This is a genomic window from Allolucifera butyrica (genome assembly GCF_900476375.1).
GTDB classification, from domain to species: Bacteria; Bacillota; Negativicutes; order Sporomusales; family UPPP01; genus Lucifera; species Lucifera butyrica.
On the sequence record NZ_UPPP01000063.1, the window covers coordinates 44,183 to 65,961 of the forward strand.

At 47.7% G+C, this 21,779-nt stretch carries 19 protein-coding genes; 14 read left to right on the forward strand and 5 right to left on the reverse strand.

Features of this window, described 5'->3' with window-relative positions; all coding sequences use genetic code 11:
• The first annotated feature begins 46 nt into the window (after positions 1-46).
• The 7 genes from spoVT (at position 47) to phoU (ending at position 6,591) form a co-directional block, all read left to right on the forward strand.
• Positions 47-616 carry a stage V sporulation protein T gene (spoVT, locus tag LUCIF_RS07865; RefSeq protein WP_122627326.1) on the forward strand — a complete coding sequence of 190 codons (570 nt, stop codon included), beginning with the start codon at positions 47-49 and terminating at the stop codon, positions 614-616.
• Positions 617-777: 161 nt separating this feature from the next.
• Entirely contained in the window at positions 778-2,379 is a 1,602-nt protein-coding gene (locus tag LUCIF_RS07870; RefSeq protein WP_122627327.1) for a putative polysaccharide biosynthesis protein, read from the forward strand.
• Between the two features lie 40 nt (positions 2,380-2,419).
• Entirely contained in the window at positions 2,420-3,889 is a 1,470-nt protein-coding gene (gene yabN / locus LUCIF_RS07875; RefSeq protein WP_122627328.1) for a bifunctional methyltransferase/pyrophosphohydrolase YabN, read from the forward strand.
• A gap of 89 nt (positions 3,890-3,978) precedes the next feature.
• Positions 3,979-4,254 carry a non-specific DNA-binding protein Hbs gene (gene hbs / locus LUCIF_RS07880; protein WP_122627329.1) on the forward strand — a complete coding sequence of 92 codons (276 nt, stop codon included), beginning with the start codon at positions 3,979-3,981 and terminating at the stop codon, positions 4,252-4,254.
• A gap of 107 nt (positions 4,255-4,361) precedes the next feature.
• On the forward strand, positions 4,362-5,054 hold the full coding sequence (locus LUCIF_RS07885; protein WP_122627330.1) for a response regulator: 693 nt from the start codon (positions 4,362-4,364) through the stop codon (positions 5,052-5,054).
• Positions 5,055-5,160: 106 nt separating this feature from the next.
• On the forward strand, positions 5,161-5,916 hold the full coding sequence (gene pstB, locus LUCIF_RS07890; protein ID WP_122627331.1) for a phosphate ABC transporter ATP-binding protein PstB: 756 nt from the start codon (positions 5,161-5,163) through the stop codon (positions 5,914-5,916).
• A gap of 18 nt (positions 5,917-5,934) precedes the next feature.
• The gene (gene phoU / locus LUCIF_RS07895) at positions 5,935-6,591 is read left to right on the forward strand and encodes a phosphate signaling complex protein PhoU (protein ID WP_122627332.1); all 657 of its coding nucleotides are present in this window, start codon (positions 5,935-5,937) and stop codon (positions 6,589-6,591) included.
• Between the two features lie 176 nt (positions 6,592-6,767).
• On the opposite strand, the gene LUCIF_RS07900 is transcribed toward phoU, so the two are convergent.
• Positions 6,768-8,564, reverse strand: coding sequence for an ATP-binding protein (locus LUCIF_RS07900; RefSeq protein WP_122627333.1), 1,797 nt, complete (start codon positions 8,562-8,564; stop codon positions 6,768-6,770).
• A 274-nt stretch (positions 8,565-8,838) separates the two neighbouring features.
• Between LUCIF_RS07900 and LUCIF_RS07905 the strand changes: the two genes are divergently transcribed.
• From LUCIF_RS07905 to LUCIF_RS07925, 5 genes are all read left to right on the forward strand, one after another.
• Positions 8,839-9,723 carry a phosphate ABC transporter substrate-binding protein gene (locus tag LUCIF_RS07905; protein WP_165865927.1) on the forward strand — a complete coding sequence of 295 codons (885 nt, stop codon included), beginning with the start codon at positions 8,839-8,841 and terminating at the stop codon, positions 9,721-9,723.
• A gap of 99 nt (positions 9,724-9,822) precedes the next feature.
• Entirely contained in the window at positions 9,823-10,737 is a 915-nt protein-coding gene (gene pstC, locus LUCIF_RS07910; RefSeq protein WP_122627335.1) for a phosphate ABC transporter permease subunit PstC, read from the forward strand.
• On the forward strand, positions 10,734-11,624 hold the full coding sequence (gene pstA / locus LUCIF_RS07915; RefSeq protein WP_122627336.1) for a phosphate ABC transporter permease PstA: 891 nt from the start codon (positions 10,734-10,736) through the stop codon (positions 11,622-11,624). Before pstC ends, pstA begins: the two co-directional genes overlap by 4 nt.
• Positions 11,625-11,836: 212 nt before the next feature.
• Positions 11,837-13,597, forward strand: a complete 1,761-nt coding sequence (locus LUCIF_RS07920; RefSeq protein ID WP_165865928.1) for a methyl-accepting chemotaxis protein — start codon at positions 11,837-11,839, stop codon at positions 13,595-13,597.
• Between the two features lie 151 nt (positions 13,598-13,748).
• Complete coding sequence (locus LUCIF_RS07925) at positions 13,749-14,072, forward strand: hypothetical protein (RefSeq protein WP_122627338.1); 324 nt, start codon at positions 13,749-13,751, stop codon at positions 14,070-14,072.
• Positions 14,073-14,301: 229 nt separating this feature from the next.
• Here the strand turns inward: LUCIF_RS07925 and LUCIF_RS07930 are convergent, their stop codons facing one another.
• The 4 genes from LUCIF_RS07930 to LUCIF_RS07945 all read right to left on the reverse strand — a co-directional run bounded on the left by LUCIF_RS07930 (position 14,302) and on the right by LUCIF_RS07945 (position 18,725).
• Positions 14,302-14,769 carry a universal stress protein gene (locus LUCIF_RS07930; RefSeq protein ID WP_122627339.1) on the reverse strand — a complete coding sequence of 156 codons (468 nt, stop codon included), beginning with the start codon at positions 14,767-14,769 and terminating at the stop codon, positions 14,302-14,304.
• Between the two features lie 199 nt (positions 14,770-14,968).
• Complete coding sequence (locus LUCIF_RS07935; protein ID WP_122627340.1) at positions 14,969-15,688, reverse strand: zinc dependent phospholipase C family protein; 720 nt, start codon at positions 15,686-15,688, stop codon at positions 14,969-14,971.
• A 9-nt stretch (positions 15,689-15,697) separates the two neighbouring features.
• The gene (locus tag LUCIF_RS07940) at positions 15,698-16,870 is read right to left on the reverse strand and encodes an MGDG synthase family glycosyltransferase (RefSeq protein WP_122627341.1); all 1,173 of its coding nucleotides are present in this window, start codon (positions 16,868-16,870) and stop codon (positions 15,698-15,700) included.
• A gap of 19 nt (positions 16,871-16,889) precedes the next feature.
• On the reverse strand, positions 16,890-18,725 hold the full coding sequence (locus LUCIF_RS07945) for a GGDEF domain-containing protein (RefSeq protein WP_165865929.1): 1,836 nt from the start codon (positions 18,723-18,725) through the stop codon (positions 16,890-16,892).
• A gap of 252 nt (positions 18,726-18,977) precedes the next feature.
• Between LUCIF_RS07945 and LUCIF_RS07950 the strand changes: the two genes are divergently transcribed.
• Both LUCIF_RS07950 and LUCIF_RS07955 read left to right on the forward strand, forming a co-directional pair.
• The gene (locus LUCIF_RS07950; RefSeq protein ID WP_122627343.1) at positions 18,978-19,946 is read left to right on the forward strand and encodes a SpoIID/LytB domain-containing protein; all 969 of its coding nucleotides are present in this window, start codon (positions 18,978-18,980) and stop codon (positions 19,944-19,946) included.
• Between the two features lie 179 nt (positions 19,947-20,125).
• On the forward strand, positions 20,126-21,778 hold the full coding sequence (locus tag LUCIF_RS07955) for a spore germination protein (protein ID WP_122627344.1): 1,653 nt from the start codon (positions 20,126-20,128) through the stop codon (positions 21,776-21,778).
• Position 21,779: the final 1 nt, after the last annotated feature.

Genomic DNA, 21,779 nt, shown 5'->3' on the forward strand with positions numbered 1-21,779 from the left:
ATCACTGAAATCAAATGTCAAAAACTGTAGAAAAGGGGGGATACTGGTGAAAGCGACTGGAATAGTAAGAAGAATCGACGATTTAGGCCGAGTAGTGATACCAAAAGAAATTAGACGTACATTACGGATTCGCGAAGGTGATCCATTAGAAATATATGTTGACCGGGAAGGTGAAGTCATATTAAAAAAATATTCCCCGGTGGGTGAATTGGGTGACTTTGCCAAAGAATATGCAGATTCTCTGTATGAGGCAATTGGGCAAATAATCCTTATTGCTGACCGAGACAACGTAGTCGCTGTCGCTGGTGCATCGAAAAAAGAGTTTCTGGGTAAATCCATTGGTCCGGCGGTGGAAAAAGTAATGGAAGAACGAAAAACCGCTTTGATCAATAACCCCGGTGAGTACAAACATTGCAAGGGCTGCGCGGCCCAATGCGAAGAGGACGAAAGTCATTGCAAATTTACCGCGCAAGTGATTGCGCCCATTATTGTGGAAGGTGACGCAATTGGGGCCGTAATCATTACGTCGAAAGAGGCTGGTGTGCAATTTGGCGATATGGAAGTAAAACTAGCCGAGACGGCGGGCGGTTTTTTGGCCAAACAGATGTCAAGTTGATTGGTTATCAGACAGCGAACAATGTTCGCTGTTTTTGTTTGGGGGTCTTTCTTGGCATATTTTTCTTTTTCTCCGAGTAAACTGTTTTACCGGTAGGTAGTTTTTATTGTAATGAACTACTATACGTTTTACAGGTGAACGTGAGGAGAGGACTGACTTTATTGGGTAAAGATACATTTTTGAAAGGCGCTCTGATTTTGACGGTAGCCGGGATTGTGGTTAAACTGATCGGCTCCGTAAACCGCATTTTATTGTCCCGTCTGTTGGGCGGCGAGGGCATAGGTCTTTATCAGATGGCTTACCCGATTTACCTGTTGGCGCTTAGTATTTCTTCTGCTGGTATTCCGGTGGCAATTTCGATTATTGTGGCGGAACGTCTGGCTTTAAGCGATCTTCGCGGTGCAAACCGGGTGTTTCGAATTTCCCTGGGCCTGTTGGCTATGACAGGCCTTCTCTTTACTTTCTTATTGTATTTTGGCGCCGGCTGGCTCACGGCAAACCACTATGTGCGCGACGCCAGGGCCTATTATGCGATTGCGGCGCTGGCACCGGCGATTTTTTTCGTTACCGCGCTATCCAGTTTTCGCGGTTATTTTCAAGGGTTGCAGATGATGACTCCCACGGCCGTCTCCCAGATTGGGGAACAGCTTTTCCGGGTGGTTACCATGGTCACGCTGGCCTATTTTCTATTGCCTGAAGGTTTGGAATACGCGGCGGCAGGAGCTAGTTTCGGGGCCGGTCCGGGGGCCCTGGCCGGACTTTTGATTTTATTTTACTATTATTGGCGTCATCGCAGGGATTTTCATTCTAAGATCGAATCACAGCCATATATAAGACAGGAATCAGTCGTTCGGATTGTTGGCCGCATTGTGAAACTGGCCTTGCCCGTTTCCTTGGCCAACATCATGTTGCCGGTCGTGTCCAATATTGATCTTCTTATTGTACCGGCCCGTCTGGAGGCGGCCGGTTTTACGGTTGAACAGGCTACGGAACTGTTTGGTTATTTGACCGGTATGGCCGTGTCACTGGTTAATCTTCCTACTATTTTGACCTCGTCCCTTGCCGCCAGTCTGGTACCTGCCGTTTCCGAGGCGCTGACCCTGCGGGATCATTCCCGGATTTACCGGCGTACCGCAACGGCCATGCGAATTGCCAATCTAATTACGATTCCCAGTTTTGCCGGTCTGTATTTGCTGGCAACGCCGATTTCACAAATGCTGTATGGGACGCCTAACGCCGGGCCTTCCATTGCCGTTTTATCGTTTGGTGTTGTGCTATTGGGGGTTCATCAGGTGACAACGGGCGTTCTGCAGGGGTTAGGACACACAAACATTCCGCTGGCCAATATGGTAATTTCGGCGAGCGTCAAAGTAGCAATGAGTTGGACCCTGACAGCGATACCTTCTTTAGGTATTAAAGGAGCGGCTTGGTCAACCAATTTCGATTTTGGCGTGGCGGCATTATTAAATATGTATTTTGTTTATCGCTATGTCGGTTTTAGTTTTGAATGGAAGAATACAATGCGCACGGCAGCTGCAACTGCAGTGATGGGAATTATTGTATTATTGGTTTATGACTGGGTCATGACAAAAACCCTGCACAATACAATGGCGACACTGGCCGCCATTGCGGCAGGAGGTATGATATATGGTCTTGTTCAGTTAGTATTGGGCGGTATTGTTGAAAGAGATGTTGCTAAGATGCCCAAAGTGGGACCCTGGATGGTTAAATTACTAAAGGGGACAGGGCTGTTGCACAAATAGCCGTCGTAACAAAAATATCTGAGATTTGAGGGGAATTTTCATGGGCGAAATTACTATTTTGGGTCTTGGGCCGGGGTCGTTCGGCCTTCTTACTGTCGAAGCGTTGGACAAGCTTCAGCAGGCTGAGCCGCTTCTTTTACGGACCGCTAAACATCCTACCGTTAAAGAATTGGTGAAGCGTGGTATTCGATTTGAGAGTTATGATCAGGTATATGAAAAAAAAGCCACCTTCGAGGAAGTTTACGAAACGATTGCGGCGGATGTGTTAGCCCGGGCAGCAACAGCAAAGCAACTGGTTTATGCTGTTCCCGGCAGCCCGCTGGTGGCGGAAAAAACCGTTGCCATAATCCGGGAAAAAGCGGCGGCGCAGGGAGTTAACGTATCTATTTTGGCGGGCATGAGCTTTTTGGAAGTACTTTACAGCCGTTTAGGCATTGACCCGATTGACGGCTTGACTATTGTCGACGGCTGTGATATGGCGGCTGTACCTGCCGACACGAATCATGGCCTGGTTGTGACCCAAGTCTATAATAACCAGATCGCATCGGAGGTAAAATTATCCTTAATGGAACGCTATCCTGATGATTTTGCAGTGACAGTGGTACGGAATCTGGGGATTGAAGGGGAGGAAATCAAGACCATTCCCTTATATCAACTGGACCGTTTACCTGTTATTGATCATCTAACCAGCCTGTATGTGCCCCATTTGCCTTTAACCGGCCGGCGTTTTACCATGGATCCTCTGCTTGACGTCATGGCCCGGCTGCGTTCTCCCGGCGGGTGCGTCTGGGACCTTGAGCAGACGCACCAGAGTCTGCGGCGCTATATTGTGGAGGAAGTGTATGAGGTGCTGGAGGCTATTGACCGGCAGGATCCGGAGCAACTGTGTGAGGAATTGGGTGATCTTTTGCTGCAAATCGTGTTTCATGCCCGGATTGCGGAAGAAGGCGGTATTTTTAGCATGCAGGATGTAATTGACGGCGTGACCGGAAAAATGCTGCGCCGCCATCCTCATGTATTTGGCGACATAACGGTACGGGATGCAGCGGAAGTGGTGTTAAACTGGGAAGCCATTAAAAAAAGGGAGAAGGCCGGGGAACGTCTGTCGGTTCTTGATGGCGTGCCGGCGGGGTTGCCCAGTCTGATGCGAGCAAATAAATTACAGGTTAAAGCGGCAAAAGTCGGGTTTGATTGGGATAATATAGCTCCTGTGTGGGAAAAAATAAAAGAAGAGTTGGCCGAGCTGAAAGATGCGGTAGAACGGGGTGACAACGTTGAAATAGAAGCGGAAATGGGAGATGTATTGTTTGCCGTGGTAAATCTGGGAAGATTCTTACAGGTGGAAGGTGAAACAGCGCTAAATGTTACAAATAACAAGTTTATTCGACGGTTTTCGTACATCGAACAGTATGTGCAAAAACAGGGGCTTGCCTGGGAAACCTTGTCTTTACAGGAACTGGATGCGCTGTGGAATAGGGCCAAAGTCCTGGAAAACGCAAAAAATCAGTAATTTTTGGTAAATTTTTTGAAAGTAGAAGGAATAAAAAGAGAAATAGCGAATTATGCTATTCGTAAGCATTTAAAAAGGAGGATGGATTTGTGAATAAAACTGAATTAGTGGCTAGCGTTGCTGAAAAAGCCGCTATGACCAAGAAAGATGCTGAAAAAGCGGTAAACGCCTTGTTCGCCAGCATTGAAGAAAGTCTTGTGAAAAATGATAAAGTGCAGGTTATTGGCTTTGGGACATTTGAAGTAAAGACCCGGGAAGAAAGAAAAGGACGTAATCCTCAGACTGGTGCCGAAATCACTATTCCGGCATCCAAAACTCCGGTATTCAAAGCCGGCAAAGGTTTAAAGGATATTGTCAATCAATAACCATACATACGATGAAAACCAGGTTGAGTGTAACCTGGTTTTTATTGCATTATCCGTGAGTATATTTTTTCCTCTATATTTATTTACAAGCTTGGCGAGGTGGCAGAATGACAGGGAAAATTTTGGTCGTCGATGATGAAATTCATATTCGTGAGCTGATTGCCTTTAATCTGCAAAAAGTAGGGTACTCGGTGATTGAAGCCGGTGATGGAAATGATGCCCTGCGACTGGCCAGGACGGAAAAACCGGAACTCATTGTACTCGATTTGATGCTTCCGGGTATAGATGGTCTTGATGTGTGCCGGACGCTGAAAGGTTCCCGGGAAACGGCGGCGATACCAGTCATCATGGTGACGGCTAAAAATGAAGAGATTGATAAGATCATTGGGTTGGAACTAGGGGCGGATGATTATATTACCAAGCCGTTCAGTCCACGGGAGATGGTGGCCCGGGTTAAGGCGGTCTTGCGCCGCAGTCAAAAGGAAACTTTCCATGGCGGTGAACTGGTTATCGGACCGCTGCGCCTGAACTTTGGCCGCTATGAGGCTTTTTTGGGACAGGAAAAAATGGAGTTGACTCCCAAGGAGTATGAATTGCTGAAACTCTTTGTGACCAATGTCGGCAAAGTATACACACGGGAACAGTTACTGGAAAAGGTTTGGGGTTATGAATATTTCGGCGACACACGAACAGTGGATGTTCACGTGCGGCACTTACGGGCCAAGATGGAGTCATGCCGGCAGGTGGCGGAAGCGATCGAAACGGTACGGGGTGTTGGCTACCGTTTTAGTGACTTTTAATAAAAAATTAACAATCAAGAGTCCGTATTTATGATATATTCAAAAGAGATTGTGGCTGTTAGCGGTGTGTGGCACACCGGGTGCAAAATCACGGGGGGAACTGAATATGGACTATAAAATCGAAGTAAATAAGTTAAAGCTGTATTATGGTGATGTCCTGGCACTCAAGAAAATAACGATTAATATTGTGAAAAACAGCGTTCTGGCGCTTATCGGTCCTTCAGGGTGCGGCAAGTCGACCTTTTTAAAAACCATAAACCGGATGAACGATTTGATTGAGACGGTTAAGATTGAAGGCGAAATCCTACTGGACGGGATGAACGTTTATCATCCCAATGTGGATGTGGTTATGCTTCGCAAGCGGGTGGGAATGGTCTTCCAACGGCCGAATCCGTTTCCTATGTCCATTTACGATAATATTGCCTATGGCCCACGGATTCACGGTCAGAGCAATAAAGGCAAGCTGGATGAGATCGTGGAAAAAAGTTTGCGGGGGGCCGCCTTATGGGATGAGGTTAAGGAACGTTTGACTTCTTCCGCTATGGGCCTGTCGGGCGGTCAGCAGCAGCGTCTTTGTATTGCGAGGCTGCTGGCAGTGGAGCCGGAGGTATTGCTCATGGATGAACCTTGTTCGGCTCTTGACCCGATTTCTACCATGAAGATCGAAGAATTGGTTACCGAACTGAAAGACAAGTATACGATTGTCATGGTAACTCACAATATGCAGCAGGCCGCCCGTGTGTCGGATTTTACCGGCTTCTTTCTGAACGGGGAAATGGTCGAATATGATAAAACCGATGCCATTTTTACCCGGCCGCAGGATAATCGAACCGAAGATTACATTACCGGCCGGTTTGGTTGATAAGGGGGAGAACAAGCTATGACAACCAGACACACCTATGACCAGGAATTGGAAAACTTGCGTCAGGATATTTTACGCATGGGCAGCCTTGTTCAAATGGCGATCCATGATGCCGTACAGTCGCTGGCCAAGCAGGATGTTGAATTGGCGCAAAAAGTAATTGACGGCGATGATGTGATTGATAAGCTGGAAATTGATATTGAAGATACTTGCATGCTGCTGATTGCCAAGCAACAGCCGCTTGCCCGGGATCTCAGAATTATTGCCACCGGACTTAAAATAACAACCGATATGGAAAGGGTAGGCGACCATGCTTTTGATATTGCCAAGATTGCCCAGAAGACAGCCAAACAACCGTTGATTAAGCCTCTTATTGATATTCCCCGCATGGCGGCTATGGCTCAGAAAATGCTGCAGGATTCTCTGGAAGCGTATGTTAATTTGGATATTGCTTTGGCGGAACAAGTCTGTCGGGCGGATGACGCCGTTGACGATTTATATAATCAGGTATTCCGTGAACTATTGACGTACATGATGGAAGACCCTCATACCATTACACAGGCTACGCAATTAATGTTCGTAACCCGTTATCTGGAAAGAGTGGCCGATCATACAACCAATATTGCCGAATGGATTATCTATCTGGTTACAGGCCAGCGCCTGCGCAAGAAGTAAGGACGCTGCCATAAAGTAAACGAGTCCGTTTCACCTAAAAGCGTGAAACGGACTCGTTTCTTTTAAGCTTGCCTTTCGCAGCCCTCTACTTATTTGAAAGTTTTTGCGCGCCTATCTCTTTCCAATTACCAATTTCCTATTACCAATTACTGAAAGACCGCTCTAAGCGGTCTTTCTCAGCTAGTTTCCGTTTGTGCCAGCGGCAGCCGGAGGGTAAAGACGGTGCCCACATCAACGGTACTTTGGACGCCAATCTTGCCCCCTAAGCTTTCAACGATAAACTTAACAATGGAAAGACCTAGGCCGGTACCGCCGGCACTGCGGGTCCGGGCGCGGTCAACCCGGTAAAAACGGTCAAAAATTAACGGCAGGTCTTTCGCCGGAATGCCGATCCCGGTATCTTTAACTTGAATGACGCCTTCGTTGTCATCACCGTAACAGACAAGAGAAATTTTGCCTCCAGCCGGAGTATATTTAATACTATTATCCACCAGATTTACCAGGACTTGCTTTAAGCTGTCCGAGTTGGCGATAACGGCCAGGGACGGTGAAAAGGCATCAATTGTAACCAACAAGTCTTTGCGCCGCCACTCGGCGGATAATTCCTGGGTAACTTGTTCCAATAGCGGCTTTACTTCCGTCGGTTCCAGAATCAAATGCTGCCGGTGTTCCTGCGAGTCCAGTCTGGCCAATTGCAGTAAATCTTTAACCAGACGCTGCATCCGGTCCGATTCGGCATGGATAATTCGAATAAACTTTACACTTAGATCCGGGTCTTTTAAGACTCCATCCAGCAGCGTTTCCGTGAAGCCCTTAATGGCGGTGAGCGGTGTGGCCAATTCATGGGAGGCGTTGGCGATAAATTCAGCCTGGCGTTCGTGAATGGCCTGCGGAGCTGTGATATCGTGGAAAACGCAGACAATCCCGGTAACGGCATCTTCCTGGCCGGTAATAGAAGAGACAAAGACATGAAATACTTTTTTATTGCCCTGAATATTGGTTTTTAGTTCAAGCGTCCGGCTTTGCCTGGTTTCCATTACCTCATGGACCGCCTTATCCAGCAGACTGTGGCCGATTACCTGCAGATTATGCTGGCCCAACATTTCTTCTTTAATACCGAAGACGTCCGTACCCATTTTATTGGCATTGACTACCCGGCCATAGCGGTCAAGCAAGATGACGGCATTATCCATATGTTCCAGAACCAGTTCCAGTTTATGTTTCTCCGCCACAATTTCGTTGACCCGGTCTTCCAGGCTGGAAGTCAGATGATTCAAGGTTAGTCCTAGTAACTCGACTTCATCGCCTGTTCGTACATGGACGCGTGTTTCCAGCTTCCCTTCGGCAATTTGACGGGCGGTATCAATAATTGTTTCCAGGGGAGCGGTATAATTGTGGGCCAGGCGCAGACTCAGAAATATTGATAAGAGAGAGGTCAGCAGAAAAGCCAGTAAGAGGACAGAGCGGATCTGATCAAATCCTGCTTCCATATACGTCAGTGTCGCCGCTGCCCGGATCACACCAGTGCGATTCATTCCCTGTTTCATGGGGATGGCAACATATAGCAGGTTTTCGTGCAATGTGGTGCTATAGCGGATGGAACTGCCGATTTGTCCGGAATAGGCTTGCATGACTTCCGGACGGTGCCGGTGATTTTCCATGATGGCCGGATTTTCTTTGGAATCCGCCAGGACGACGCCGTTTTCATTTATGATGGTGAGACGCAAATCAGGCACTTGCGCCCCCAGTTCCTTAATTTTCGCATCCAGATTGATTCCGTTTGGCGGACCGGCGGTTTGTTGCTGCAGCAATTGACGGGCAATTTCCGCCTGGGTCAGTAAATTACTTTTTAGACTTTCTACATTATGCTGATAAAAGTACCATAAAATATAAGTACCTAACGGCAATAGCGAGGCTAAAATCAGCAACAGAAAGGAAACGATAAGTTTGGTGCGAATTCCCTGCTTAAACACAGAACGGTATACCCTCCATTTCTTCAATTCGTTATATATAGCATGATATACTAAATTGCATTTTTATGCCAGTGACCTGCGGGAAGTTTAACGAACCTTTTACACGGCGTTGGTTCTCATTCTTTAGCCATGGAAAAAGGTCAAGCATAACAATAAATTAACATTTTCTTAACATCACCGGCGTTGCCGGTAGGTTATAATAAGAAAGAGGAAAGCTCCTGCCTAACGGGGGCCAACCAGTACATACAAGTGGAAAAGGAATGGGAGGATGAACATGAAGTTCAAACAGGTATTGGCAATTTCCCTAATGTTGGTGACGGTTGCGGCGGTGGCCGGTTGCGGCGGCGGCGGTACCCAAAAAGCCAACGAGGGTCAGAAAACTCAAATCTCCGGCAATATTACCGCATCGGGTTCGACGGCACTGCAACCTTTAGCGGAAAAGGCGGCGCAACAGTTTGGCCAGAAAAATCCTAACGCGAAAGTCATCGTTCAAGGCGGCGGCAGCGGCACCGGCCTGACTCAGGTAGCTCAGGGAGCGGTTCAGATCGGGGATTCGGATATTTTCGCCGAGGAAAAATCAGGGATCAATGCAGGTGAACTGGTTGACCATAAAGTTTGCGTGGTCGGGTTTGCTACGGTTGTAAATAAGAAAGTTACGATAGACAACCTGACCCATCAGCAATTACTCGATATTTTTACTGGGAAGATTACCAACTGGAAAGAAGTGGGCGGCCCGGATCTGAAGATAACCATTGTAAACCGTCCGGCCAGTTCGGGGACCAGAGCCACTTTCAAGAAATACGCGTTGAAAGGTGCTGAAGAAGCAACCGGTATCGGCCTGCAGAGCGATGCCTCCGGTACGGTGCTGAAGACAGTGGCTGAAACCGACGGAGCGGTATCTTATCTGGCATTATCCTATGTGAACGACAGTGTAAAAGCCCTGAAGCTGGATGGGGTTGAGCCGACCGTTGCCAATATTACCAGCGGAAAATATCCTATCTGGTCTTATGAGCATATGTATACCAAAGGTCAGCCTACCGGTTTAACGAAAGACTTCCTTGACTACATGGGCAGCGACGACGTGAAACCTTTGATCAAACAGTTGGGCTATATCCCTAACAGCGACATGAAAGTGAGCCGTACTGCCACTTCCAACTAGTCAGGGATGCGGGTGGAAATCTTAATGTACAGCAGAGGCTGGCAGCGACATAGGTCGGTGCCAGCCAATTCATTGTTTAAATAGATAGGGTGAATATGTATGGATAAATATTTGCAAACCAGGCGATTGAGTTGGCGGTATATCAAAAAAGAATTATTAGGCCGGAGTGTAGTTACTGCTTGCGGCCTGTTTATTATTATTCTCACCCTGTTTCTCGTGTTTTTTATTGCTTCCCAAGGGATTGACCTGTTTAAGGATAACCACGTTTCGTTAAGTCATTTTCTTTTTTCAACCAGCTGGCATCCTGACAGGGATCAGGCGCCTCAGGTCGGGGCGTTGATTTTCATTGTCGGCTCCATCGTCATCTCGCTGTTGGCACTGGCCTTAAGTACACCGTTTAGTGTAGGTCTGGCTATTTTCATGACTGAGATATCGCCTGGCCTGGGCAAAAAGGTACTACAGCCGGCAATTGAAATTTTTGTCGGGATTCCGTCCGTAGTTTATGGCTGGGTGGGGCTCAGTTTGCTTGTTCCTTTTATCAGGACTCATATAGGCGGCATGGGATTTAGCGTATTGGCCGGCGGACTCGTTCTGGCGCTGATGATTTTTCCAACCATCACCAGTATTTCCGCCGATACATTGCGCTCGCTGCCGCACCACTATAAAGAAGCTTCCCTGGCGCTAGGGGCTACCCGATGGCAGACAATCCGGCGAATTCTACTTCCCAGCGCCACACCCGGCATATTGACCGGGGTGGTGCTGGGACTGGCCCGGGCCTTTGGGGAGGCTCTCGCGGTTCAGATGGTAATCGGGAATACGATAAAAATTCCCGGTTCTCTCCTTCAGCCGACGACGAACCTTACCAGCATTATGACCATGGACATGGGGAATACCGTTATGGGTACCATGTGGAATAACGCATTATGGTCTATGGCCCTGCTGTTATTCATTATTTCCTTTTCCTTTATTTTACTGATTAGAAAACTTGGTGCAATAGGAGCGATGACCAAATGATAGGCAGAAAAACAGCGGATAGACTTGCTACCGGAATTTTTTATGCTATCGGAGTTACGGTGGTAGTCGGATTGGTGTTATTTGTCGGTTATCTGGTGTATCATGGCTGGAGCGAACTCAATCTGCACTTTTTGTTGTCGGGCCCGAGATTCACTAAAGCCGGCGGCGGCATCGGCCCTCAATTATTTGATTCGATTTATCTATTGGTATTAGCCATGATCATTACCATTCCGGTTGGCCTGTCCGCCGGCGTATATATGGCTGAATACGCCAGGCCGGGTAAACTGACCGATACTCTCCGGCTGTGTATTGAAACTCTCGCTTCTTTACCGTCCATAATCATTGGCCTGTTTGGCCTGATTATTTTTGTTAACCTGACGGGCTGGGGATATACCCTATTTGGAGGGGCTCTGGCCGTAGCCGTGCTTAACCTGCCGGTGGCCACCAGGATTAGCGAGGACGCAATCCGAAACGTTCCCCAGACGATACGGGAAGCCAGCTACGGGCTTGGCGCCACTCAATGGCAGACCATAACGCGGGCCGTGCTGCCGGCTGCGCTGCCGGGCCTGTTAACCGGGTTTATTATTACTGCGGGGCGGGTTTTTGGCGAAGCGGCCGCTCTATTATATACGGCAGGGATGAGTACGCCCATACTTGACTATAGTAATCTGAATCCGTTCAGCGGCGCTTCCCCGCTTAACCCGTTCCGGCCGGGTGCTACGCTGGCGGTTTACATCTGGAAAGTGAATTCGGAAGGACTGGTGCCTGACGCCCGGGCTATCGCCGACGGAGCCTCGGCGGTTTTGGTCCTGGCAATCCTGGTGTTTAACCTGGGATCCCGCTACCTTGGCATCCGGTTGAATAACCGGTTAACAGGCAGGCAGTAAAAAAGACAGGCCCGGACTAACGGGCCTGTCTTATGTTATGGAAATATTAAGTTTTTGTAAAATATGGGAAATGAAGGGGTCTGTGCCTGATTTTGGGCAGGAGGCAATTTGGCAGCAGCGAATAATATTCTGAGATACCGTGGCAACCTTTGGAATACGTCTACATGAAACAAGAGGGAGAAGGATAGGCGATGAAAAATCTCAGAATATCAATGAAAGGTCTCATACTGTCCATGAAAAAACTGAGAATACCCAGGAAAAAATTCAAACTATCAGCTGTTTTTACGATCTCAGCCGCCCTGGCTATTCTAACGGCCCTTTCCATAGGGGCTATTATTTCGACCAGCATTTTCGGCATTCACATCGTAAATGAGACGGGACAATTGCAGTCAGCCATGTATTATGACCGCTATATTCCTACGAGTAAATTGCTGGATGTCAAAATGGATTATGCACTGCTGCGAATTGCCTATTTGCAGACTCTGTATGAAGGATATAAAGTGGAAAATGAAAAAGCCTTAGGCACCCGGAGCGATTTAGCCCTGCAAAAATTGGAAATCGCTGAAAATAGCGCTCATGATCCAGCAGAACGGAAAGAGATAACGGGATTAAAAGAATTATTGGTGGAATATCATAACGATGTTGTAAAAACAATGTATATGATCAGGGATGGCAAACAGCCGTCTCCCCAGCAGAAACAATTTTTGGTCGCTTTGGATCAAAAGATAATGAATAAAATTGACGCGATCGTAAAGTATGAGTCGGACGCAACCGATAATCTCAATAAGCAGTCGGAATCCCTTGTTGCTAGCAGTAAGTCGTTTTTTATGACCATAACAGCGTCGATTGTTATCATTTTCTTACTCTGCTGTGTGCTGATGCTTTTAAAGGTAAGGGGCGAGATGAAGGCTATTTTAGCCTATTTTAATACCCTGGCATTAAATGATTTTTCCGGTTCCCTGCCTAAAAAATTAGGAAATCTGAAAGATGAAATCGGCTATATCGCTCAAAACGCCGATACGATGGTTGTGTCGGTGCGGGAAGTCATTAAAAACGTAGTCCATGAGTCGGATCAAATGATGTCTACAGTTAAAACGACCCATAGAGCGGTTGATGACCTGAATGGCGAGATTAGCGAGGTATCCGGAATTATCCAGACCTTATCGGCCGGAATGGAGCAAACTGCGGCAACGGCTCAGGAAATGCATGCCACTTCGGCGGATATTGCCGTGTCGCTGCAAAAGATTGCCAAACAGTCGGCGGACGGTTTGGCCCGCACTCAGGAGATTAGTGCTAGGGCAGGACAAATGCGGGAGTTTGCCGAGCAGTCCCATAACCAGGCGAATCAGATCTATCATAAGACCAATATAAATTTAAGAAAGGCCATCGAAAACGCCAAAGCAGTAGAACACATTAATATTCTCTCTCATTCTATTATGGAAATTATTGAGCAAACATCCTTACTGTCCTTAAATGCCGCTATCGAGGCGGCCAGGGCCGGTGATCAGGGCCGGGGCTTTGCCGTTGTGGCCGATGAAATCCGCAAGCTTGCCGAGCGGTCCAAGCAGTCCGTAACGGAAATACAAGCTACGACCGGTACGGTGATTGAAGCAGTAAAAAATCTGGTTGACCAATCGGAACAAATATTGGGTTTTATTGATGAGCGGGTTGTCAAAGACTATGAAGCTCAAATTGAAACTGCCGTAACCTACAATAAGGATGCCCAACACTTTAATAGCATGGTTTCCGAGTTTAGCAGCCGTTCGGAGCAAATCCTGCAATCGGTGGAAAACATGGTAACGGCGATTAACGAAGTCGCAACGGCGACCAATGAGGGAGCCGAAGGGACGCAGACGATTGCGCAAAAGGCATTAATTATTGTAGATAAAGTAAATTCTGTTGTTAAGCAGGCGGAAGAAGGAAAGTCAAGTGCCGAAAGACTTCTGGCCGTCGTGAATAAATTTAAGGTTTAGTTCAAATGGAGTCCCTTTGAGGGGCTTTTTTCTTTCGATTTCCAATTCCCGGGAGGCCGCGTTAGCGGTCTTTCTTATAATCCGGGCGACAGAAGAAACGAAATTATATATAATGGTAAGTGTGACATACTAAGACAGAGGAGGTAGCTTTATGCAACATGTTCCTTGTACGGACTACGTGGTAATCGGGCAGCTGCTTCATAAGGAACTGGAGGATAACCAAAAAATTCACCGCAGCGTTATCGCCGCGAACCAGCGTGGAAGAATTAATATCTATTTTTATAATGGAACGTTTATCCTGGAATGTGATACAAATGGGGACCATAATCCGAATGATTATTATTTCTTTACCCGGTCGGAGGAAAAGGAAGTTTTTGATACACTGGCCCAGATGGGCAGTTTGATCGGAACTAACGACCCGGAAAAAATCAAGGAGTTTATGAAAAACACGTTGCAATTCTTACGTAATTTCTAAATCGGCTTTGCATAAGTTAAGGGTGCGGAAACGTGGATTTAATACTAAATTAACATTTTCTTAACACCAGGAATTTCATAAGGATTTATAATTAAATTAGGCAAGCCGATTTTTTGTAGTTACCAAGGAAAATATAGAAGCTTTTACACGTAGTCTCTCCCTAGAGAAAAAGGTCATGACATTTTTAATGTCATGACCTTTTTCGGCGCTTGTCGTTTATTGTTTATTGTTAGGATTGTGACGGTTGTGAGGTGGTTTTGCCTTTTACAATAAGAATGGGACAGGGTGAAAATTGAGCGACCTGATTGCTCACGCTGCCCAGCAATAGGCCTTTGAATCCGTTTAATCCGCGGCTGCCCATAATAATTAAAGAGAATGCCTCTTCGGCGGCAATATTCACAATCCGTTCGGAAGCCTGCCCGAATTCCAGCCGGCTTGTGATTTTACCGGTAAATCCGGATAGCCTTTCCTGGGTTTTTTCCAGAATTGCCCGGCCGCTTTCCTCCAGGTCGTCCAAAACTACCGGCGGGATGGCCCCAGCCGCCATGAGAGCGAAGCCTGGCATACTGCCGTAATTCTGTATTACATGTAGCAACGTTATGGAGCTATTAAACTGCTCAGCCATTTTTCGGGCACAATCCACGGCTTTTAACGAGTCTTTGGAGCCGTCGGTGGGAACCAGAATTTTGCTAAACATAGTATTCACCTCCAGAAAGTAAATATCGTCCTACCTTTATTGTAGTACAATTATGAGGTTTTGGGGGGACTTTTTTTCCCGCCGTTCAATGATGATGTTTGCAATATTCGGAATATTTAACTGAAAGAGGAAGAAAATCCTCCTGCCGCGCCCTGAGCCCTGCGCTAGGGACTGAAAGACCGCATAGCGGTCTTTCTTGTTAAGCAACGGCTTTTCTACTAAGAAAGCATCCCGCCACTGCCGCCAGGAAATGCCGGAAAAGACCGGCTGTGGAGCGCTGGGCGCGGGGAAGCAGCAGCAGGGTAGCAGCATGGTAGGAAGAAGAACCTTGATTTACCCAGGAAATAAAATCGTGAGCGATGACAGCATTGTTAATCAAGAAATTTTCCGGCTGCCGCATCAGGTAAATCCCTTGGGATTTTACGGCGTAGTCCGGGAAATGTTTTCCGGCCCAGGCCTCATATTCCTGATGTCCCTGGAACAGTTGGCCGCTGGCATGATGCGGGACACACAGGTCCTGAACTAAATGCGCTGCAGCCCCCAAAAAGAAGGCAGCTTTATGGGGCAGGCCACGCCGGGCGTTTTTGAGGGCCAGAAAATAATAGAACCGGAAATCCTCCGCTGCGTTGGCAAATTTCCATAAGCCTTTGCCGGCGCCTGGCTCAAAATAGTGATTCACATTTTTCCAGCCTGTGTCGGCCCAGTAGACGCCGTTATTGAGTTCAGGCAGAAATTGTTCTAATAGCGCGGCATCCTTTTCAAAGCCGTCCTGGCGCAAAATGGTTATGGCTTGACGATTGCAAAATTCGTGGGCAATGCCTGGACGGTCAAGCAGGCATTGCAGGGGGCTGGTGGTTGCCAAGAGCAACTGAAGGCTTCTGGCCAATGACAGAGTGGTGAATGAAGGCATTTTAATCATACGCTCCTCCTAAGTGATAGCCGGTGCCGTACGATTAGACCTTGTAGCCGGCGTAGCTATTATGGCCCGCAAAAGGACACCGGCAATATGGGAAGCGGCCGCCGGATGACTAAATTGGCGACCGTGCTCCCGCAGGGAGGCCAATTGCGCGGGCGTGGATAACAAATGCGTAATACTTGGCGTTAAATCCCGCTGTTCCCGCAGCCATACCGCGGCTCCCTTTGCCGAAAGATAAGCGGCATTTTCTTCTTCCTGGCCAGGTAAAGAGTCAAAAAACAACAGAGGCAGGTTCATGGCCAGCGCTTCACTGATGGTTAATGCTCCCGGTTTGGTGATTAGCAGGTCAGCCGTAGCCATCAGTTCAGCAATTTGCTCCGTGTAACCTAATATGCGGACATGATGTGGCGACGATGTCATCAAAGAAGCAAGGCTGTTTTTAAGTTCGGGATTTCGTCCGGCTACGACCACAATCTGCAGCCGGATAGGAACTTTATTTAAGTGGAGTAACGCTTCTTTCATGGCGCCGAGGCCCAACCCTCCCCCCATGACAAGGAGAACAGGGTCCTTTCTGTTTAAGCCAAAATCAGCCCGCAGTCCGGACGATTTGCCACAATGCCGGAATTGGGAACGAATCGGAATGCCGGTGACAAAAATCCGCCGCGGCAATACCCCTGCCGCTTCTAAGGATGAACGAAGTTCCCGGGTGGCAACAAAATAAAAATCAACTTCGGAGTCGATCCACAAGCGGTGAACAGCAAAGTCGGTAACAACCGCAGCCATTGGGAGGGTGTGTTTGCCGGTGCGCTTCAGGTAGGAAGCGGCGGCACAAGGAAAGGGATGGGTAAAAATTAGAAAATCCGGTGCATAACGGTGTAAGAGGTTGTTCATGGCATGCTTCATGGCCTGAGCCATAATGGTCCGGACTTCCGTTCCCGGATGTGGTACCTGGGACCAACGGTATAACAAGTCATACATGTTGGGAAAGATATCAATCATTTTTAAATAAGTTTCTTTTAGCAATGTATTTAAATAGGAATTTTGTCCGGCCATAAAATCGACGATATGAACGCGGGCGAGAGGATTCTGGCGCTCAATTTCAGCGCGGACAGCCTGGGCTGCTTGCGTGTGTCCGGCGCCGACAGAAGCGGATACGATTAATATGTTAGTTACTTTTGACAGCACCTTGTTACGCCTCCTCGGTTTACTTTTGTATTTGCTGACGCTTATCCATTACGTAATTGGAGCAGGGCTGCTCTTTGGCCAGTTTTTTTAGTTCCGCCGCAATTTCACCAATTTCAAGATAGTTTGAAAAAGGACGGTTTGCCGTAGAAACAATGGCAATGGAGACACCGACAATCGGAATTTGTTCCCATTGTCCCCGCCGGTTTTTTACTTCGATGTAGCCCTTTTCCCGGTCTTCCGGCTGGTAAAATGGCAGAATATCGGTATCGAATTGTTCAATGATTGCCTGCGCCAAGGCACAGGCTCGCTCCGGTCTGGTAATGATAATAAAGTCGTCGCCGCCGATGTGACCGATAAAATCGTTCGTGCCGCCGCTTATGGCCAAACAGCGGCTGATAAGCTGGGCTGTAAACAATAAGACCTTATCACCATGCTCAAACCCGTACTTATCATTAAACGCCTTAAAATTATTTAAGTCAAGGTATAAGACGGCAAAAGGCGCCTTATTTGTCACCAGTTCCTTCAACCGGTCTTCAATGAGCAGATTCCCGGGCAGCCCCGTAAGGGGATTGGCATTATGCGCCCGCCGGATCTGGAGTTTGGTAATATTGTTAAGAAGATTCATAATGGAAACAACACCGACATAAATGTCATCCTGTACAACGATGATGTAATCGTATAAATTATATTCTTCCCGGCTCATGGCGATTTGAGACACCGCTTCCAAGGGAAGATCGGCGTTTACGATGAGGGGAAACTTATCCATGACCAGTTCTACCGGACGGCGATAATAAAGGGAAACACCGTAATTCGTGCCTAAGTGAAAATATAGCTTATACTTCATTAAAAGTCCCAAGGGATGCCGATCTTCCAGCACGACAATGCCATTTACCTGTGTCTGATTAAATATAGTTTCCGCATCCCGCACCAAAATTCCTTTTCCTACGGTTGGAACTGGCTCGACAATCTCACCAATGGTTACACCAAACCCCTGCTGTGTAATTTTCGCTTTTAATTTTTCGTTTTCCATGTTTACATCCATGATAAACTCCTTAACTTCCGGCGGAACAGGAGGAGGAGGATTGGCTGGTCGGGCGAGATAGTATCCTTGCGCGTAATGGACACCCATTTTAATTAGCATAGCTAATTCCGCCGGTTTTTCGATTCCCTCAGCAATAATTTTACCATTGATCATTGCCGCCAATTGTACCATTGCTTCTAAAATAGCCTGTTTCAGGGGGTTTCTGTCAATATCCTGAACGATGGACATATCAATTTTTATATAAGCCGGCCGGAGTTCAACGATAGCCTGAAGGCTGGAGTAGCCGGCGCCGGCGTCGTCAATGGCAATGCTATACCCCTGTTCACGATAATGATATAAAGAACGGCTAAAATTATTAAAGTCACGAATGGCGGTTCTTTCCGTAATTTCAAAGGTAATTTGCTGCGGTAAAAACCCTTTTTGCTGGATTAGCAATTTGGTAATACCGCCGCGAAAATGAGGGTCTTTGACCACGTCGGCGTTGATATTGAGAAACAACTGCTGATAGGACTTTAAAAGGTGTATATTCTGTATGGCCTTTTCCCGGCAGACTTGTTCCAAGGGAAATAAAAGACCACTGTCCTGAGCCACCCGAAAGAGTTCGAGGGGGGAGTAAAGGGGACTGTTCGCCGGACCGCGGCTGAGTGCTTCGTACCCCATAATGTCGCCTGTTTTTAAATCGACGATCGGTTGATATACCGGAAAAATTTCCTTTTCTAAAATAATCCATTCCAATTCATCTTTCAGTACTTTGGTTTGGTTATCCCGCAATTGAACTGCAATTTCTGCTGCTGCTTCATCCGGTAGCGACATTGTGATTTTTTCCTGCTTTTTAGTTTTATGATAAAAATTTAAGATGTGTTTTGAAAGATAAGCGGGCATTTTATTATTCCTTTCTTATTCTTACTTTCATTGTAATCAAAGTGCCGGCAGCAATTGTTACTCTTGTGTTAAAATCCTGTTAATAAATATTGGTAATTGTCATTTGCCGTCTAAAGTGCATTGAGAACAGACAGGATTGCCATAATAAAGAAGAAAGAAATTTGGATTAAGGGGGCTACACGTATGAAGCAAAGAGTGCACTGGGTGCTGCCTGTTTTATTGGGAGTTGTATTGATAGCCGGCGGGTGCTCCTTATTTAAAGGGCCGCAGCAAAAGCCGGCGCCTTCGCAGCCTGCGCCTCAGCGGCAGGCAGTACAGGGAAATGAGCCGGATATTTCCGTGTATATGCATGAAACGGGCGAAAAGAAAACAATGAAGATGGAAGATTATATAGCCGGTGTAGTAGCAGGGGAAATGAAGAATGACTGGCCCATAGAAGCCCTGGCTACGCAGGCTATATTAGCCCGTACTTTTACGGTACAGGCCATTGAAACCAAAGGGGGAGTTCCTTCCCGGGGAACGCAGGCGTCCACCGATGTCAAGGAATTTCAGGCTTACAACGCCAAGGAAGTCAATGATAACGTAAAGAAAGCGGTAGAAATGACCCGGGGCATGATCATTACTTACCAGGGAAAACCGATTAACTCCTGGTTTCATTCTTCCGCCGGCGGCATTACGGCGACTGCGAAAGAAGGTCTTGATTATAAAGAAGCGGAACCGCCCTATATTCAGTCGGTTCAGTCACCGGATGATTTGGCGCCTGCCGATATTAAAAACTGGACGGCAACTTTTAGCAAAAAGGAAATTATGGATGCTCTTGCCAAGCAGGGCCATAAGGTAAACAGCCTGGACAGTTTGGAAATCAGCCAAAAGGGACCATCGGGCCGGGCCACGGTATTTTTGATTAATAAAACCGTCCAGGTATCCGGACCGGAATTTCGTATTGGTTTAGGCGTCAGCAAACTGAAATCCCTACTGCTGGATAAGGTGGAATTTAACGGTGATAATGTAATATTTACTGGTAAGGGTTATGGACACGGCGTGGGTGTTTCCCAGTGGGGCGCCAATAAAATGGCCCAGGAAGGAAAAACAGCCGCCGATATTATCGGCTATTACTTTAAGGGCGTAACTATTGAAAAGCGCTGGCAATAGCATACAGGCCGGGAAGAAACTCCTTCCCGGCCTATATTTTTCCCGTTTTTCCGTCCTCCCTCCAAGAGCCAACCCCTAAATCCAATACCCAACATCCAGCTCCCTCCTTTCTTTTCCAGCTATAAAAACTTCAAAGCCGGTTAAAAATACCAAGTATGATATAGCGGAGGGGAAACCGGATGAAGAGAAAATGCAGTTGCCGGCAATGGCAAAAAATCTCTGCCGCCATACCGGCGGCTAACCGCGATACGGCATTATCCCGCCTGAAGGAGCTGCAAAACCTGCTGTCGGAATGCAGTGAGATTAGCGGCGAGATCGGTCAGGTCAGGGATCAGCTGCGGCAGGCAGACGCACCACCGGGAGAACCGTTTCGTTTCACTACTGCTTTGGCGGAAAATGAGCATTTTTTGCAGACCGTATTTCAAGATTGCGCGGATGTGATTTACCGGTCTTTTTTAGCCGGCAGCCGCCGGGCGCTGCTTGTATATGTGGAAAACATGATTGATAAGGAACTGATAAACCGGGCGGTTATGAACCCCCTGATGACACCGGAAGGGCAGGCGGAAGCGGTCCGTTCAATCGATCTGCCCGCTTTGCTTAACCGGTTAGTGCCGTCGGCAGCCCTGTCGGTGGAAAGTTCAGTGCAAGCAGTCATTACGGCGGTTATGTCCGGCAAGGCTCTGCTGATGCTGGACGGGATCAACGAAGCCATTCTGGTCGGAGTGGAGAAATACGTAAAACGGTCTGTCTCGGAACCCATTACCCAAGAGGTGGTGCGGGGACCGCACGACGCTTTTACGGAGACGATTAAGGACAATATCGTGCTTGTCCGGCGCCGGACCCGCGATGCGGACATCAAAATCAAAATCATTGCCGTTGGCCGGCGGACCAGAACGGAAGTGGCACTCATATATGATGCTTATTTAGTAAAACCGGGTTTGGCGGAAGAAGTGGAGCGGCGGATTCGTAATATCCAGGTTGATAAAATTATTAATTCCGCCGCCGTCGAAGAATTTATCGTCGACAGACCCTGGTCGCCTTTTCCCCAGGTGCAGAGTATTGAACGTCCCGATGCCCTGGTTGCGGCCCTGTATGAAGGACGGGTGGCAATTTTGGTCGACAATACGCCCTACGCACTGGTTGTACCCTGTACATACAATCTGATTATGCAAAGTGCGGAAGATTACACCAATCCGCCCCTAGTAGCCAGTCTCGTCCGCCTGACCCGGCATTTTTCCGCCTTCGTGGCGATTTATCTGCCGGCTGTTTATGTGGCGATTGTTTCCTTTCATCCCGGTATGCTGCCGACGACCCTGGCTATTTCCATTGCCGAACTGCGTTCCCGTACGCCCTTTCCTTCTTTTTTGGAAGCCGTATTGATGGAGTTGATCCTGGAAGTTTTTCAGGAGGCCGTAGTCCGGCTGCCGCGGCAAATCGCCGGCGCAGCCAGCATTGTCGGCGGTTTTGTCATCGGCAATACCATCGTCCAGGCCGGCCTGGTCAACCCGCTGTTAGTGGTGGTGATTGCCGCAACCGCCATCGCTTCTTACAGTATGCCTTCCTTTACGTTCAGTCTGGCATTACGGTCCATCCGGGTCCCAATGCTGGTTTTGTCCTCCATATTGGGACTATACGGGGTTATGCTGGGTATTTTGATTGTTACCATTCACATGTGTTCCTTGCGCAGCTTTGGGGAGTCCTATGTGGGCGGCCTGTTGGACATCGCTCTGATCGGTGACTGGAAAGATTCTCTGGTCCGGGTGCCGGTACGGCAACTGCCGGCCCGTCCGAAACAGCTGGGTGCGCAGGAACGGCGCAGAATAGAGGAATAGT